General features: G+C 57.2%; 12 protein-coding genes. 8 read left to right on the forward strand and 4 right to left on the reverse strand.

Annotated elements, in window-relative coordinates:
* The first annotated feature begins 34 nt into the window (after window positions 1-34).
* The 7 genes from LOC70_RS07090 (at window position 35) to LOC70_RS07120 (ending at window position 8,930) form a co-directional block, all read left to right on the forward strand.
* A complete protein-coding gene (locus LOC70_RS07090) occupies window positions 35-1,006 on the forward strand; it encodes a DUF3500 domain-containing protein (RefSeq protein WP_230252817.1) in 972 nt (323 codons plus the stop codon).
* Between the two features lie 245 nt (window positions 1,007-1,251).
* Window positions 1,252-4,050: a serine hydrolase gene (locus tag LOC70_RS07095; RefSeq protein WP_230252818.1), complete on the forward strand. Its 2,799-nt coding sequence runs from the start codon at window positions 1,252-1,254 to the stop codon at window positions 4,048-4,050.
* Window positions 4,051-4,238: 188 nt separating this feature from the next.
* Window positions 4,239-4,667, forward strand: a complete 429-nt coding sequence (locus LOC70_RS07100) for an endonuclease domain-containing protein (protein WP_230252819.1) — start codon at window positions 4,239-4,241, stop codon at window positions 4,665-4,667.
* Between the two features lie 304 nt (window positions 4,668-4,971).
* A complete protein-coding gene (locus LOC70_RS07105) occupies window positions 4,972-5,691 on the forward strand; it encodes a thioesterase II family protein (RefSeq protein ID WP_230252820.1) in 720 nt (239 codons plus the stop codon).
* A 144-nt stretch (window positions 5,692-5,835) separates the two neighbouring features.
* On the forward strand, window positions 5,836-7,098 hold the full coding sequence (locus LOC70_RS07110) for an LptF/LptG family permease (RefSeq protein ID WP_230252991.1): 1,263 nt from the start codon (window positions 5,836-5,838) through the stop codon (window positions 7,096-7,098).
* A 50-nt stretch (window positions 7,099-7,148) separates the two neighbouring features.
* The gene (locus LOC70_RS07115; protein ID WP_230252822.1) at window positions 7,149-7,820 is read left to right on the forward strand and encodes a TIGR04283 family arsenosugar biosynthesis glycosyltransferase; all 672 of its coding nucleotides are present in this window, start codon (window positions 7,149-7,151) and stop codon (window positions 7,818-7,820) included.
* 210 nt (window positions 7,821-8,030) lie between these two features.
* The gene (locus LOC70_RS07120) at window positions 8,031-8,930 is read left to right on the forward strand and encodes a ParA family protein (RefSeq protein ID WP_230252824.1); all 900 of its coding nucleotides are present in this window, start codon (window positions 8,031-8,033) and stop codon (window positions 8,928-8,930) included.
* Window positions 8,931-9,097: 167 nt separating this feature from the next.
* On the opposite strand, the gene LOC70_RS07125 is transcribed toward LOC70_RS07120, so the two are convergent.
* Both LOC70_RS07125 and LOC70_RS07130 read right to left on the reverse strand, forming a co-directional pair.
* Complete coding sequence (locus tag LOC70_RS07125; protein ID WP_230252825.1) at window positions 9,098-10,096, reverse strand: linear amide C-N hydrolase; 999 nt, start codon at window positions 10,094-10,096, stop codon at window positions 9,098-9,100.
* Between the two features lie 236 nt (window positions 10,097-10,332).
* Complete coding sequence (locus LOC70_RS07130) at window positions 10,333-11,814, reverse strand: DUF1501 domain-containing protein (protein ID WP_230252826.1); 1,482 nt, start codon at window positions 11,812-11,814, stop codon at window positions 10,333-10,335.
* Window positions 11,815-12,134: 320 nt separating this feature from the next.
* Between LOC70_RS07130 and LOC70_RS07135 the strand changes: the two genes are divergently transcribed.
* Complete coding sequence (locus tag LOC70_RS07135; protein ID WP_230252827.1) at window positions 12,135-13,493, forward strand: enolase C-terminal domain-like protein; 1,359 nt, start codon at window positions 12,135-12,137, stop codon at window positions 13,491-13,493.
* A 266-nt stretch (window positions 13,494-13,759) separates the two neighbouring features.
* Here LOC70_RS07135 and LOC70_RS07140 read toward each other — a convergent pair whose 3' ends face one another.
* Both LOC70_RS07140 and LOC70_RS07145 read right to left on the reverse strand, forming a co-directional pair.
* Complete coding sequence (locus LOC70_RS07140) at window positions 13,760-14,647, reverse strand: serine/threonine-protein kinase (RefSeq protein WP_230252830.1); 888 nt, start codon at window positions 14,645-14,647, stop codon at window positions 13,760-13,762.
* 71 nt (window positions 14,648-14,718) lie between these two features.
* Window positions 14,719-16,878, reverse strand: coding sequence for an alpha-amylase/4-alpha-glucanotransferase domain-containing protein (locus LOC70_RS07145; RefSeq protein ID WP_230252832.1), 2,160 nt, complete (start codon window positions 16,876-16,878; stop codon window positions 14,719-14,721).
* Between the last annotated feature and the right edge of the window lie 10 nt (window positions 16,879-16,888).

The raw sequence follows: 16,888 nt of genomic DNA on the forward strand, positions 1-16,888 counted from the left end.
CAACTTGCTGCTCCTACCCACCCCAGGCATTCCGATGAACAACGATCGTTCTTCCGCGTCACAGATCGCCCGCCGTGACTTTGTCAAACTCGGAGGAGCCGTCGCGGCTGGCGTTGCAACCGGCGGTCTGCTCAACACTCGGTTTGTCCACGCAGCGGGAGCCTCCAATGTGTCCGCCGAGAGTGTTGTTGGAGAGCTGTATGCTTCACTGACGGATGCGCAGAAGCAAGTCGTTTGCCGACGTTACGATCACGCGGATCGAAGCAAGATCAATGCGAACTGGCACGTGAGCAAAGTCACCATCGGTGACAGCCTGTTTTCGAAGCATCAGCGAACGTTGGTCGATCAAATTGTCCGCAACATCACATCATCAGACGGCTACGATCGGTTGCAGGAACAGATGGAATACGACGACGGAGGCATGGACAGCTACAGCTTCGCCTTGTTTGGCGAACCCGGAAGCGACCAATTTCAGTTCGAGATGACGGGGCGTCACCTGACGATGCGTGCGGATGGAAACCATGACGACAAGGCTGCCTTTGGAGGACCGCTCGTTTATGGGCACGCTCAGGAATATCTGCCGGACAGCGTCTTCTTTTATCAGACTCAGCAAGCGAACGAGGTGTTCCAAGCGTTGGATCCGGAGCAAGCCAAACTGGCTTTGCGAAAGAAGGCTCCCAGTGAAACCGCGGTGCAATTGCAGGGCGAAGGCGGGAGGTTCCCGGGAATCGGTGTCGATCAACTTTCCGCCGACCAGAAAGAACTTGTGCAATCCACACTCAAGACTCTCCTGGCACCCTATCGCGAATCGGACGTGGATGAGGTGATGAAGATTTTGAAGGAAACCGGCGGGATGGATCAGTTGCACATGGCGTTCTATCAGGAAGAAGACGTCGACAACGATCAAGTTTGGGATATCTGGAGAGTCGAAGGTCCCTCGCTGGTCTGGCATTTTCGCGGTGCACCTCACGTACACGCGTACATCAACATCGGCGTGAAAGCTTAGTTGGATCTGGTACGGACCCCACGGGTTGAAGTCGATGGATTAATTTGGGCGGAGGAAACGTTGTTTGGTTTCGCCCTCCTGCCCTCCAGCCTGCCATGTCCCGCCCCAGCCTATTGTTTCGTCCAGTGCACGTCGGACGAGCATCGATCCGCAACGGATGGTGCTCACAACACTTGCGATCACTCGTTGCAGTCGGAATTTGTGTCCGAGAAAGGCTTGCGTCGGCACAAGCCCGAAGCCTTGCCATGGCGAGTTTGTTAGTTGGATGTCTGCTGGTCACAATCGGTTCGCCAAACGCTGCTGCGGAACAACCGGCGTATGATTTGGTGCTTCGGGGCGGCAAGGTCATCGATGGGACGGGGACTCCGTGGTATCGAGCCGACGTTGCCATTCGTGATGGCAAGATTGTTGAGATCGGTCGCATCGGAGCGGACCGGGCCAAGCAATCGATCGACGTCGATGGTTTGATCGTCGCACCGGGGTTCATCGACATGATGGGCCAAACGGCGACGCCAATGTTGCGGGACCAACGGTCCGCCATCAACTTGCTCACGCAAGGCATCACCACCATCAACGCGGGAGAGGGCTATTCCGCCGCGCCGGTTTCCGATCACGATGCGAAGTCGTTGGGTTGGAAGACGATGGCGGAGTACTTCCAGTTGTTGGACATGGAAGGCATGCCAGTGAACGTCGTCCAAACTGTGGGGCACACGCAAGTTCGCGAACTGGTGATGGGGGAAGACAATCGCCGCCCCAGCGAAGACGAACTGAAGCAGATGCAGGATCACGTTCGCGAAGGGATGCGGGCCGGTGCGATTGGTGTTTCGACCGCGTTGATTTATCCGCCGGCTGTTTACGCGACGACGGAAGAGATTGGTGCGTTGGCAAAGGTGGCGGGTGAGTATGGCGGTCGCTACTACACTCACATGCGGAACGAGGGCGACCAGCTTCTGGAAGCGATCGACGAAGCCTTGCAGATTGGTCAGGTCGGAAATACACCGGTGCACATCTTTCATTTGAAAGCCGCGGGCCAATCGAATTGGGGCAAGATGCCGTTGGCGATCGCGACGATCCAGGCGGCTCGTTCGGCTGGCCAAGAAGTCACCGCGGATATCTATCCGTACATCAACAATGGGCTTGGGATTGATGCCTTGATCCATCCGAGGCACTTCGGTGAAGGCCGCGGCAAGTTCTTGCAGCGATTGGAGACCGATGCGGAGCTGCGTGCCGAAGTGAAGGAAGAGATCGAGACCACCGGTGGTTGGGAGAATTGGTATCGGCATGCCGGTTCGGATTGGAATCGCATCATCGTCGGCAAAACCAACCATCCGCAGTATCGCGAACATGTTGGCAGTTCCGTCGCGGCGATTGCAAAAGCCACCGGCGATGACGAATGGGAGGTTTTCTTTGGGTTGTGCACGTCCGCGACGTTCGCACTGCCAGAAACGATGACGGACGCGAACAAGATTCTGGCGATGCAGCAGCCATTCGTTTCGTTCTGCACCGACGTCGGACCGGCGGGCGGCAACTACGGTGCGTCTCATCCAAGGTCCTACGGTGCTCTGCCGCGGGTTCTTTCGCGATACGTGCGAGGGTACGGCGCAATTCCGATGGAACGAGCGATCGCTCAAGCCAGTGCGGGGGCGGCCAGCGCGGTGATGCTGCGTGACCGAGGCCGGATTGCGGAGGGCTTGGCGGCTGATGTGATCGTGTTTGACGAAGACGAGCTGGCTGACCGTGCCACATTCGAGGAGCCGCACGCCGAGTCAGTCGGCATGAAGCACGTGATTGTGAACGGAACTTTGGTCTACACCGACGGCAAAGCCACGGGCAAACGTCCCGGCCGCGTTCTGCGAGGCCCTGGTTACGAACCAGTTGACTTTGCCAAACAGGCTCAGGTTGGCGATTCGCGAGAAAACTATGTTGAGTTGGACGGCGTCATTCAAGATTTCCTGCGGGAGAATCGGTTGCCCGGTGTTTCGGTCGCGATCTCCGAAAGCGGCAAGCTGGCTTACTCCAAAGGTTTCGGTTTCGCCGACGTTGGGTCTCGGGAGCTTGTCACGCCAGAAAGCCGTTTCCGGATCGCCAGCGTTTCTAAACCGATCACATCGGTTGCCGTGATGAGGTTGGTTGATGCGGGCAAGCTGTCTTTGGAAGACAAGGTGTTTGACCTGTTGGACGCGGAGCCGCACTTGGAAGACGGAGCCAAATTAGACGAACGTCAAAGCGAGATTACGATTCAGCATTTGCTGCAACATCGTGGTGGCTGGGACCGTAATCAGTCCTTCGATCCCATGTTCCGTGCCGTGCCATTTGCTGAAATGCTCGGCGAGGAACCTCCGGCCACGCCGCGGATGGTGATCCGAGTGATGCGTGGCAAGCCTTTGGACTTTGATCCTGGCGAGCGATCCGCGTATTCGAATTTTGGATATTGTTTGTTGGGACGCGTGATCGAGCAGGTGAGCGGGCAGGACTATGGTGAGTTTGTTCAGCAGGAAGTGCTGCGTCCGTTGGGAATCACCGACATGGAGTTGGGAGCCACACGTTTGGAGGAACGCAAGCCTCGTGAGGTGCGGTACTACGACCCCGCGATCGGAACGTCGGTCTTCGCGGATGATTTGAATTCCGAGGTGCCTCACGCTTACGGGGCATGGCATTTGGAAGCGATGGATTCGCACGGTGCCTGGATCGCGACGGCGTCAGATTTGGTGCGATTTGGGGATGCGTTTTCGGACCCCAGTGATTGTCCCATTTTGTCGCGAGAGAGCGTGGAGGCGATGTTCGAACGCCCGGATGGACTGGCGGGGCACAAGAAAGATGGTGAGCCAAAGTCCAGCTACTACGGATTGGGATGGTCGGTCCGGGAAGAGGAGAGCGGCAAGCGATATTCGCACAACGGATCACTACCAGGGACCAACGCGATGTTGGTGCACCGTCCGGATGGACGAACGATCGCGATTCTTTTCAATGCACGAGTGACCTGGAACAACGCTGCGGTGGTCGGTGGTTTGCTGCGACGTTTGGAACAGGTGCTGGATCGGTGAGAGTGCGCGTGAGCCCCTCTCCCCCGACCCCTCTCCCCGAAGCGGGGCGAGGGGAGCCAGGGTATTCGCTTACACACAATATCCAGGCTCCCTTCTCCCCCGTGGGGGAGAAGGGCTGGGGAAGAGGGGGCAGGCACCTGAAAAAACTTCGATCTCTCGAGCGGCTTTGATAGCGAAGGTGAATCAAGATGCGACGCAATCCGGAGCGACAAGCCGAACGCATTGAGTTTGCTCGAGAGCAGCGTCATCAGGCGAATGAGTTTTCGGTGGATGTTTGGCAAATGGTTCGAGCCGGTCGAATGCTTGGCGAGAAGTTTCGTCGCGAACATCCGTTGGGAAGTTACACGCTCGACTTTGTTTGCCTACGTCTGCGTTTGGTGATTGAGGTGGATGGGAAGCATCATTTGAACGAGGAAGGTGTTGAGCGTGATGCGGTGCGAGATCGGTTTCTGAAGGATCGTGGCTTTACGGTTCTGCGAATTCGTGGGTTTGAGGTCACGCAGGATGGGGCAGCGGTGCGTCGTCGAATCGAGGAGGTGGTGAGGCGGTTGCAGGGTGATGCCCCCTCTCCCCCAACCCCTCTCCCCGAAGCGGGGCGAGGGGAGCCAGGGATTTAGACAAAACCTAATCATCCAGGCTCCCTTCTCCCCTGTGGGGGAGAAGGGCTGGGGAAGAGGGGGCTGGAGCCTGAAGCAATTCCGATCGCTTGAGAAAGACGATCAGTTCGGTGCAATTCATAGGCTGGAGCGCTGAGCAATACGGTCATTTCCAAAGCCCCGGCTCCCTCAACATCTCCTGACGAGCTACGGTGAGCACCAGTTGGTTCGAACGATCGTTTCGTCGCTTTGATTCGGAGGTTGTTGGGTGAGTTCGAGTGACGCTTTGTGCCGAGTGGGGACGCATATTGAGTCTCGGAGGCACGTGGTTTGGTTTCCGCATGCGGGGGGCGCGACGGCTCCGCTGTTCAAGCAAATGCGGGCTCTATCGGCCAGTCCATCCACGCTGCCAAAGCTCAATCTTTGGGCGGTTCGACTGGCGGGGCGAGAGTCGCGATTTTCGGAACCACTCGAGACCGAGATGGAGTCGTTGGTCGATACGCTAGCCCAGGATTTAGAACATCAATTCCAACCTGATGACGAACTCGTTTTGGTAGGACACAGCCTGGGGGCATTGATCGCGTATCGCTTGGCAAGCCGCTTTCTTCCAACAGACGCCGCCGCTTCGTGCCCGAGAGTGAAAGGCTTGATCGTGATGGGCAGCTCGCCTCCGATGATGTGGACTCAGAATCGAGACTGGTTGGACTGGGACGACGATGCTTTTGCGGACGAACTGGATCGGCGTTACGGCGGTTTGCCGGCTGGGTTGAAGGACCATCCCGATGCGCTGACGATGTTTCTGCCCATTGTTCGAGCCGATCTGAAGTTGGCTCGTGGCGTTGCAGATGCCGACCATCCGGTGTTGTCCGTTCCGATTCGTGCTTTTGCGGGGGCGGACGATCAGGTGGCCAATCGGGTCAAAATGCAGGGCTGGCAATCGTTGACTCAGGCTGGGTTTTCGTTGCGTGTGTTGCCGGGAGGGCATTTCTTTCCTTTGCCAAACCTGAGCAAAATTCTGCTGACCGCGGAGTCAATGCTGGGCTGAGCAGAAGTTTGACGGCCGCGATTGCGTGTGAAACGGTCGGATTGCTCTTGAGGTGCTTGGGGGTGGGATGCGATTGTGAAGGGCGATCCGCGAAACGGCGGATCGATGGTTGCCCGTTCATTCCCGCGTTGGTTCGTTCCGCCCGTGACCCAAATCGATCGCTACGTTTTGGTGCTCTTCCTGCGCACGGTGCTCGTGTGCTTTTTGTCGCTGGCGGGCATCTTCATCGTGTTTCACGCGTTCACGGCGATGGACGATTTGATTGCGCAATCCAAAGCTGGCGAGCCGTTGCCTCTGGTCCTGGGAAAATTCTACGGGCCGTATCTGTTGCTACTGTTCGACATGACCGGAACGATCATCACGCTGATGGCGTTCCTGTTCACGGCGGGATGGTTGCGACGCACCGGGGAACTGACCGCCACCTTGTCCGCCGGAGTGTCCCACGGGCGGATCTTGCGACCGATGGTCATGGCATCGCTGGTGATCATCACCGTTCAATTGGCGAACCGTGAATGGGTGATTCCTCGGTTCCGTGATTCGCTGACGATGAAAGCGAAGAACCTCAGCGGTGACACGGAACAAGCCGTCATGCCGACCTATGATCAAGCCGCCGGTATCTTGATCGAAGGCGACCGGATGCGAAGCCTAGCTCGCGTGATCTATCGCCCCAACTTTCGCTTGTACAGCGACTACGCCGGTTTTGGGGAAGTCTTGCTGGCCGACGAGGCGATCTGGTGGGACCCAGAAGAAACCAGAGTTTGGTTGCAAGGTGGAAACGCCGTTTCCCCAGCAGCTACCGAATCAAACACATCAGATGACGAACCGGCAACGGTAGATTGGACGGATCTCACGTCTCGTCAGGGAATGCCCGAAACAACCGGCTATCTACTGCGTGGCGTGCGTCGACCAGAGGACCTGCGGCGCGTTCCATCGGCGGGGCCTGCGGCGATGGAGCAGTTGATGTTGCTGACGCCGGCCGACCAGTCTTGGTTAGGACCGGATGAGTGCTTTGTTGTCACCAGTATCGATCCCAACATGCTACAAACGCAGGAGACCGCAACGAAGCTGGCTTCGGTGTTGGAGTTGTCGGGACGCATCCGCAATCCGGCCGTGCACAGCAGCATGGCGCTGCGAACGCTGACCCACGAGCGAATTGTGCGGGCTCCGTTGGACTTCGCTTTGATTCTGTTGGTCTTGCCAATGGTAGTCAATCGGCGTGGTCGGAAGCTGTTTGTGCTAATCGCCTCGGCGGTGGGGCTGGTCATCGGCTTCTTCGCTTTGAAGACGATCGCAAGTACTCTCGGCGGCAGCACCAATTTGGTGACGCCTGGGGTCGCTGCGTGGATCCCGTTGCTCGTGATCGGGCCACTGGCCTATTCGCGACTGCGTCATGTCCAAACGGTGTGAACGCGGCGTCGTGAACCAGTCGTGATGCTTCCGCCTGGCAGGGATATCGAATGAAGGTCAGCGTGGTGATTCCGACTTGGAACGAGGCTGGCAATATCGCTGATTGCATTCGGTCCGCGTTGCAATGTGGTGCCTGGGAAGTCATCGTCAGCGACGGAGGCAGTCAGGATGACACTTTGGCGGTGGTGAGTTCTCTGCAAGAGTCGCGAGTGAAGTTGTTGCGAAGCGATCCCGGTCGCGGGGTGCAACTGCGAATGGGGGCTAGCCACGCAAGCGGCGAGATGTTGCTGTTCCTGCATGCGGACAATCGATTGCCAAGCGATGCGCTGGAGCAGATCGCGGGGGCGGGGTGGCCAAAGTGGGGCGGATTCTGGCAGCGAATCGACGCGAAAGGGATTCGGTTTCGATTGTTGGAGTGGGGGAACGCCTATCGCGGGCGGAGCCGCTCGAATTTGTTTGGCGACCAAGCAATCTTTGTTCAGCGTGGGTTGTACGAAGCGGTCGGCGGTTTCGCGCCGGTGAGTTTGATGGAGGATGTCATGCTCTCGGCCGAGCTTCGGAAGCATTCGCCGGCGACTCTGTTGCCTGGTCCGGTCTCGGTGGATGCCAGACGTTGGAAGCAACGCGGTGTGGTGCTTCAGACCTTGCTGAATTGGCGGATTCAGCGAGCGTTCGCAATGGGCGCTTCACCCGACGAGTTGCGTCAGATTTATGACGGTTGAGACGATCGCATGATGACGGCGGCTCGCATGGGGCGTGCGGCTGGCACCGATCGAGCGAACTTTGACGTGCTCGCAACGCCGAAAGGACACTTTTTGCCTGCTCGATTTGAGCGTCTGTGAGTTTTTGGTGAATGGTTGATAGGACGTGGTCCCCTCCGGGGTGCGGTGTCCGCCACATCCGTTCTGAAACACTCACAAGTTGGAAGTCTCATGCCCGTTCTGTTGATGATCAACCTCAAAGGTGGAGTTGGAAAAACCGCGTCGACGGTTGCGATTGCGGAGACATTGGCGGAGCAGGGCTACAAAACGCTGGTGATCGATGCGGATCACCAAAGCATGGCTGGCGAGTTGCTTCTTGGCGAGAAACGTATGTTGCAGTGTGAGAAAGGCAAACGCACGTTGCACGATGTGTTCCTGGAAATGTGCAGCGATGATTTCGAGCTAGCCGACCTTCGCAATTTCATCGCGCAGGACACGTCGAATGTGGAAACGGTTTGTGACTACTTGGACGTGATTCCGTGTTCGTTCCGGATCGATGATTTTTACAACAACGCCTTTCGATCAAAACGCAAGACGGGATTGTTTGATACCGAACGAGAGTTGTTCGACCACTTGAAGAAGCAAATGCCGGGCGTGAAGGCGTGGCTGAATCAACTCTACGATTTTGTGATCGTCGATTGTCCGCCCAGCATTGCGATGCAAGTCAAAATGTTCTTGCGAATTGCTGACGGTTGTGTGATTCCGTCCATTCCCGATCAGTTGTCAGTGCGAGGGTCAGCCAACTTGGTGGATCGTTTGCGTCGCTATCGTGTGGACACGATCGGAACTCTGTGGACGCTCTATCGTCAGCAAACGTCCTTGCATCGCATGATGGTCAACGAGCCCTATTCGAAATTGCCGACGCCGTTTGACGCGGTGATCCCCAACGCGACTCAATTGGCAACCGCGGTCGATCCACGCGAGTTGGCAACGGTCAAGTCAAACTGCGATGCGAAGTACAGTCGTCAATTCGCGTCTCGCTACCGAGACCTCTGCGGCGAGATGATCTCGCGGCTGCGAAATCTGGGCGTGGTTGTCGAAGAGCGACAAGAAGAACTGATCTGCTTGTGAGACCTAGCTGGGAAAGCAAGCTTTCAGGCCTGCCTGATTTAGCAACGCTTGAACGACAAGTGACGATTTTAAACAAGTGACGATGTGAGCGCTGTGGCACAAGCCGCCCGGTGAGGAACCGGAGGGCTCACGCCCTACCGTTATGCCATCGGCTGTTCGCGTGACTCTTAGAACGGCGGTTCAGCTACTGGCGTGAAATCTTTATTCACGTTGCCTGACAAGTGAATGTCATCCGGGTCGAGGGTAAGAGCAGGGGAACCGGAGGAGAGATCCAAGTCCTCCAGGTTCACCCAGATGACGTTGGGGCTGGTTGTCAGCTCAAAGAAAAAACGTCTGGCATCCAGGTTTGCGACGGTGCGGTATTCGGTGTCGTAGATCGTTCCCGGCGTCTTGTAAGGCGCATTGAATGGCACGGAAGCGTTTCGGGCCAGCGACAGCGTCGTGGCAATTGCTTCTCGTTCTCCTTCGGGTTTGCGAAGCGTCTTCAAGAAGTAGTGGGCTCGCACAAAACGATCGATCGGATTGACGTTGCCGGGGAGCGGTGTTTGGCGAGTCGCATTCGCGAAATCCCACTTCTTTAGTTCGAGCAACTGTTGATCGTAGGGCGGATCATTGGTCACCACTTGATGTTCGGATCCATGATAGATCTTTGGCTGGCCATCGACGTATTCGATGATCGCGGAATCTCCTGATGCATCTTCGATTGCAAAGTGAAGCGACGACTTGAATCCCGCGTGTTCGACCATGATTGGTTGAACGTCTTTCATTCGCTGCAGAGCTTCTTCGACTGTGGCGGCGTTGTCGAGCAAGTACTGCCCCCACAGGCCCGCCTGAAGACCGGCCTTTTCAGGGTTTCGCGGCCCGTAGTCGGTGGCGGTTAGGAACAGCAAATGCATCGCGAGTCCCTTTTCGTTCAAGCCATCGACCGATGCCAGGCCATAAGCAGACACGACTACCGATCCATAGCGAGACGTCCAGGAGAGCGGGTTCTTATCACCGATATCAATCGGTCCAACTCGACCACCATTTCGTTGCATGCCTCTCGGGAAGACATGCAACTTGGGTTCTGTTGATTCCGCCCAATCCATCGTCCGTCCGGCAACCGTCAGGACACCATTGGTATTCCACAGAATGCGAGTGCACGCCATGGCGGTGGAGGCGGACATTGCCAGACCAATCGCCAGGATTGACCACATGGATTCGTGAAAGAAGTGCTGCTGCGCCGCCATGCAACTGGTCCTTGATTTCTTGAAAAGATATCCCTCGAGCAAACAACGCATGGCATTGTCCGGCAGTGAAGAGAGATTGCAAGTCGTGTGACGATTCCCCTTCCTTGCTGACGCAGCGGATGGGAATGAATGCAGCGATGGTCCGAGGTCTAGCTGATATCGGCTTCGGAGAATCAGGCGATGATTTCGCGGATGGGGCGTACGGGTTCGACGCCGACCAGTTTTTGATCCAATCCGCCGTAGAAGTACGACAGGTGGTTTGGATCCAAGCCCATTTGATGCAGGATCGTGGCGTGTAGGTTACGCACATGCAGTGGGTTTTCGACCGCGGCCGCACCTAGTTCATCGGTGGTTCCGAAACTGACGCCGCCCTTGATGCCGCCGCCGGCCATCCACATGGTGAATCCGTAGGCATTGTGGTCGCGACCGCTGCCTTTGGCGTATTCCGCGGTGGGTTGGCGACCAAATTCACCGCCCCAAACGACGAGCGTTTCGTCCAACATGCCAGTGCGTTTGAGGTCGGCCAGCAGCGCGGCGATCGGTTGATCGGTCGCGCCCGCGTGTTTGTTGTGGTTGATTTCTAAATCGCCGTGGGCGTCCCAGTTGTCGTCGTTGTGGGCTCCGCCGCTGTACAATTGGATGAAGCGAACACCACGCTGTGCCAGTCGGCGAGCGAGCAAACAACGCTTGCCGAACGCTTCAGTCTTTGGATTGTCGATGCCGTACATCGAAAGCGTTTCCGCCGTTTCGTCGGACAGGTCGACGGCTTCGGGGGCGGAGGATTGCATTCGGTAGGCGAGTTCGTAACTGGCAATTCGCGAGGCGAGTGGTTCTTCGCCAACATGCTGTGCCAAGTGGCGACGGTTGGCAACTTGGATGGAATCGATCAGGCGACGTTGCAAACCAGGTGGGAAGTCCGACGGTGGGTTCAGGTCCAGGATTGGATTGCCTTCCGTGCGGAACACGGTGCCTTGATAGGTCGCCGGCATGTAACCGCTGGACCAGTTTTTTGCTCCGCTGATCGGGCCTCCGGTCGGGTCGAGCATGACCACGAAGCCGGGCATGTTTTGGTTTTCGCTGCCCAATCCATAAGTCAACCAAGAACCGAGTGCGGGCGAGCCTGACAAGATCTTGCCGCTGTTCATCATCAACATCGCCGAACCGTGAATTGGCGAGTCGGCGGTGAGCGAGTGCAGAAACGCGATGTCGTCGACGTGTTTGGCGACGTTGGGGAACAACGTGCTGACCATTTTGCCGCACTCACCATGAGGAGCAAAATCCCAACGAGGCTCCACGATTCGGCCGCCGGATTTGTGGCCACCGCGGCCGAAGGTTTTGACGTCGACGGTTTTGCCATCCATGCCCTTCATGGCTGGTTTGTGATCGAACGTGTCGATGTGGCTGGGGCCGCCGTACATGAACAGGAAAATCACCGTCTTGGCTTTGGGAGCGAAGTGCGGTGGTTTGACGGCCATCGGACCCGATGGCATCGTGTTGTCGATCGCCGAGTTGGCGGATGCTTGTGGCAACAATCCATCGGACGCCAACATCGAACTCAGCGCCGCGGCGCCAAAACCACACCCGGTTTCCCAAACGAATTCGCGTCGGGTGCGGCCACAGAAATTCCCGGAATGGCTGGATCGATGAGCGGTCATAGCGTCTCTGAGTGAATTCGGTGGGCGAAGAAGGCGGGCACGAAACCAAAACTCGATGGAGTGACGTTCAATCTTAGTTGGTTTCGCAGTCCTCATTGTAGACGACAAAGGCAAATCGAGGCAATCGATTCGTGAAAAAACGAAATTCGAGGCGTTCAGAGTCGTTCAGCGGGCAGGTGCGAACGTCGTTGGGCCGCTAAAATTCTGGCAAAATCGTTCGGTCTTTGCTGAGTTTGAACCGGTCTACCGCCCATCCATTGGAACTGAAATTGTCTTCGCACGCGTATTCTTTTGAGTCGAATCCCGCCCCAACCGCATTGGTGAAATACGAGTTGAGTTTGGAAACCGAGGCTTATCGCTATCGAACGCCGATGAAATTTGGTGGTCGCGTGGTGGAGGACGTGACGGTGCTGACCGCTCGGTGCCGGGCCAGCAATGCGGCGGGGAAAACGGCGGACGGAGACTCGATCGGCGTCGGCAGCATGACCATGGGAGTCGCGTGGGCTTGGCCGGATGCGTCCGTTCCCGACGCGACCAAGCTGGAAGCCGTGTTGGAGATGGCTTCGCGAATGGCGGCGAAGGTGAATGAAATGTCGGGTCAGTCGACCGGGCATCCAATGCAGCTTTGTCTGTCGCTGGCGCAACACCACGCCACGATCGCCAAAGAGGTGGAGGACTCGCAAGAACTGAGCGGCCCCATCCCGGATCTAGCGATTTTGCTTGCGTCTTCGCCGGTCGAAGCGGCGTTGTTCGATGCTCATGGGAAAGCGTCCGGGCAGAGTAGCTATGCGTTGCTTACGAAGGAACATCTGCCTCAGGACTTGGGGCAACTGCTTGGCGATGATCAGTACAACAATGTGTGGCTGGATCAAATCATCTCAGCCTACCCCGTCGCGACTTTGCCGCTGTATCACTTGGTCGGAGCCTTGGATCCGTTGACCGAGGAGGAAGTGGAGACGCCGGTAGGCGACGGGTTGCCGGAAACGCTTGGCGAATGGATCACGCGGAACGAGTTGACGCACCTGAAGATCAAGCTGAACGGCGACGACGCGGATTGGGATTTTTGTCGTGTGCGAGACATCAATGCGGTTGCCGATGCGACGGTGGATCGCGGATCGTCGACGGGCAAGCCTTGGTGGTTTTCGCTGGATTTCAACGAACGCTGCGAGGATGAGGCTTACGTGTTGACGTTGTTGGATCGGCTGCAAGCTGAATGCCCGGAAGCCTACGAGCGGATTCAATACATCGAGCAACCCACGCACCGCGATCTGACTCGGCCCGATGCGGTCACGATGCACTTGGCAGCCAAGAAGAAACCCGTGGTGATCGACGAATCACTGACCGGACTTGAGAGTCTGCGAATGGCGGTGTCGCAAGGCTACAGCGGGATCGCGCTCAAGGCTTGCAAAGGACACGCGGAAGCGTTGTTGCTGGGAGCCGTCGCGGTTCACGAGGGGCTGTTTCTGTGTGTGCAAGACCTGACGTGCGTGGGGGCGTCGCTCTTGCACTCGGCGTCTTTGTCCGCACACATTCCTGGTGTTGCCGCGGTGGAAAGCAACGGCCGGCAGTATTGCCCGGAAGGGAACGCCGAGTGGATGGCGAAGTTCGGCCCCATGTTCGAAGTCCGCGGCGGCAGTGTCCCAACAAGCTGCTTGGGTGGGCCGGGGTTGGGGTATTAGAGTGCGGAGATAGCAGGGCTGAGGGCTGAGAAGTTGACCCCCACGCGAAAGTCGGATGATCCGTAGCGAAATTCGTCAAGAATTTCGGTTTTGATAGGTCGGGCCAGGTTCGAAAGTCTTGACGACTTTCGCTACGACAACCGGGGTGAGATTCGCTGACGATATCCGGACGGTAGCGAAATTCGTGAAGAATTTCGGAGGGATAGGCAGAGCCAGGTTCGAAAGTCTTGACGACTTTCGCTACGGTTGGAATGGCCGGTTGGTCTTCAGGCGACTCGGCGGGTGCGATGCCGTGAACTGCGAGTGCTGGCGGTTCCAGTCGAGGCACACGTCGTCGTGAGCGACTTGATCCGATCCAGAGCGTTGGCCATGGCCACGCCATCGCGAAAACGCTTCATCGGTTTGGGATCCATCGATTTGCGAATCCAATCGACGAAGTCTTGATGCAGGCCACGACGCAGTTTGGCGTAGGACGGCAGCGGCGATTCGAACGGATACTCAGGAAGAGCACCCGAAAGCATCCGATAGATCACCAACCCCAGCGAGAACACGTCGCTGCGATAGGTCGGTTTGCCCATCGCTTGTTCCGGCGCGATGTAACCCAACGTGCCGGACGCGGAAATCGCGTGGCGTCCCCGTTCGACGCGAGCCAGACCAAAGTCCGTCAAACAGATTTTGGTATCCGGAAACAGAATGAAGTTTTCCGGTTTGATATCGCGGTGCAACACTCGGCGTTCGTGAGCGTAGGCCACGGCGGCGGTCATTTGGCGGACGTATTCCAACGACGTCGCACGGGCCATGCGGCGGCTCAAGCGGTCGTGCAAGGTTTCCTCGCCCAACGGGAATACCATGACGAAGTGCCCGTCGATGTAGCGAGCGTCCTTCAGAGGCAAAATGTTCTCGTGCGACAGGCTCGCCATAATACGAACCTCACGCTGCAAATCGTCCGCGGACGTTTGATCCTGGGAGGAAGACGACTCAGGGATCTTCAATGCGACGTCGCGGTCCTCGATCGTATCGTGGGCCGAATAGACCGTGGCAAATCCACCCTCGCCAAGCTTTTTGACGAGCCGGTATTTGTCCAAACGCATGCCCACACGAAGTCGACGATTCGATTCCGTGGGGTCCATCACCAATTTCAAACGTGCCGTCACTGGCATTGCCTCAAGAGAGAAATCGATTCGGCCGGAGTCCAAATTGGACCCGGCCATTGCCGTCACACGAGTCAAACATTCACGTGATCGTGGCTTTGCAATTCAATGGTCTTCTCGCATCGAGTTGCGATGTCGATCGTGACCGCCCAACGTCCATCGGCATCCGCTGTGATGATCCAGTGAGGCATCACACAAACCGATTGATGGACCAATTCAAAACCCGCTTCGCTTTGGCTGACCGTTTCGATGGGAAACGCCCAAACGCCGCTGTCGCGATCCGTTCGCAGATCGATGTCGACGCCCAACCAGCGGTCAGACAGAGAAACGCCGCGTGCGTCCTGCAAATCCAAACGTTCGCCGAGCTGTCCGATCTGGTTGCCTTCAACGTCGCTGAAGTAACGGTCGTCGGCACCGGCGGGCAGCCCCGCGAAGTTCCATTCCACCGCGAAGTGAAGTGGTGTTCCCGGTGGCAGGTTTTCGAGTAGGTAAGTGACCGAAAGGTTCCCGCTGCCTTGTTGCAATGTCACGGCTTTGGTCAAAGTGATCGGAATCCCCCACGCGTTGCCGTCACGACGAAGTTGAGCTTGCACGCGATCGTTGCCGCGACGCAATTTGGCTTCGAATGGCAGCTCGACAAAGTCACCTCGTTCGGGCGATTCGCCACGCGCGACCGATTCCAGCGTGGCTTCGTTATCGAAGAAGTGATCCATCAAACTTTTGCGAGCATAGCGATCGTACTGGATCATCTGATCCAAGCCTTCTTGTTTGAAGACCACGCGATCGTGAATGCTGGCAACCTCGTCGCCGCCGTTGCTGGGGCCAGCCAACACTTTTCGGTGGTAGGCTTCAGGTCGACGTTGCAACGTGGCGAGCAGATTGTGGTTGATGTCACGCAAGTCCCACTCGTACATCCGACCGCCTTGAGCGGGATCGATCCACGCGACCATCGAATCGTTGGCCAAGCGGATTTCTTGTTGCCCGTCGTAGTCGTAATCAGCAGCGGTGGCCGAGACCGTTTCCAGCGTTCCCTCGAGCTTTTGCAGCATCGTGTCGGCTTGGATCAGGTGTTGGTAAATCGCGTTGCGAAGGTGAGGCAAATAGATGCCGCCAAAGGCACCGTGCCAGTAAGGGCAATTGCACTGGCCGCGATAAAGGTGATCGCGAATTTCGGCGAGTTCACCGGCGTCGTGGCCCGACGCGGCGGCTTTCGCCAGTCGCTCGCTGACGTGCATCATGCGAGCGTACATCTCGTTGGTTTCCGCGTACTTGACTTTGAAGTTCCGCCAGAAACCGCCGCGGACGAACGATTCCAAGTGCCCCCAACGCTCGTCGTTTTCCATCGCATGAGAAACGTCGTCGAGGATCTCTTGCGATTCGGCGGGCAATGACCAAACGGTCATTTCGCGGTAGCTGCAATCGGGCAGATAGGTCTTGCCCGCGGGTGCGGCACGCTGGATCGACTCGGCCAACGTGACCGTGTGCAGCCACTCTTGGTTTTCTGTCAACGCGTCAAAGAACGAACGCAGCCAACCTTCGTCGTAGACATGCGATTTGGTGTCCGGCCAGGTGCCGAACTTTTCACCATCATCGCCGAACGTCATCACCGCACCGGGATGCGAATGAGCGATGCCGCGAAGATAATCGATGGTCTCGTGAGCCGGACGGAACGGGATTGTGTAACGCAGTTGTTCGCTGCCGGGGAAGACGCGAAGCAATTGGCCTTGGTCTTCCACGATGAAGTAGCTGCGGAGTTCCTCTTCCGACATGCCGGCGGCTTTGAAGTGATAATCGTCCAGCACGGTGTAACGGATACCGGCGGCCGCGACATCGGCGGTCAAACCGGATTCCCACACACGTTCGGGCATCCACATGCCGGCCGGGGTGACTCCCAAGTTGCGTTGCAACCAACCGCTGTAGGCTTGGATTTGTCCCACGCGATCGCGGCGTGGCAACATCGTCAAAATGGGTTCGTACTGAGGGCCACCCACGATCTCGACTCGGCCTGCTTCGACCAGCAAGCGGATTCGGTCGAGGTATTCCGGATGGCGTTCCGCCAACCACATCATCAGCGGTCCCGACGTGTGCAGCGAAATCTGCAATGCATCGTACGGTTCGAACACATCCAAGAATGGCAGGTAGCTGTCCTGGTACGCTTGCTCGAACACGCCATCGAAGTTGCCGATGGGTTGGTGATTGTGCAGGACCAAGCAGAGATGGACGTGAGGCGACATGGGCACTGAG

The organism is Rhodopirellula halodulae (assembly GCF_020966775.1).
Classification (GTDB): domain Bacteria; phylum Planctomycetota; class Planctomycetia; order Pirellulales; family Pirellulaceae; genus Rhodopirellula; species Rhodopirellula halodulae.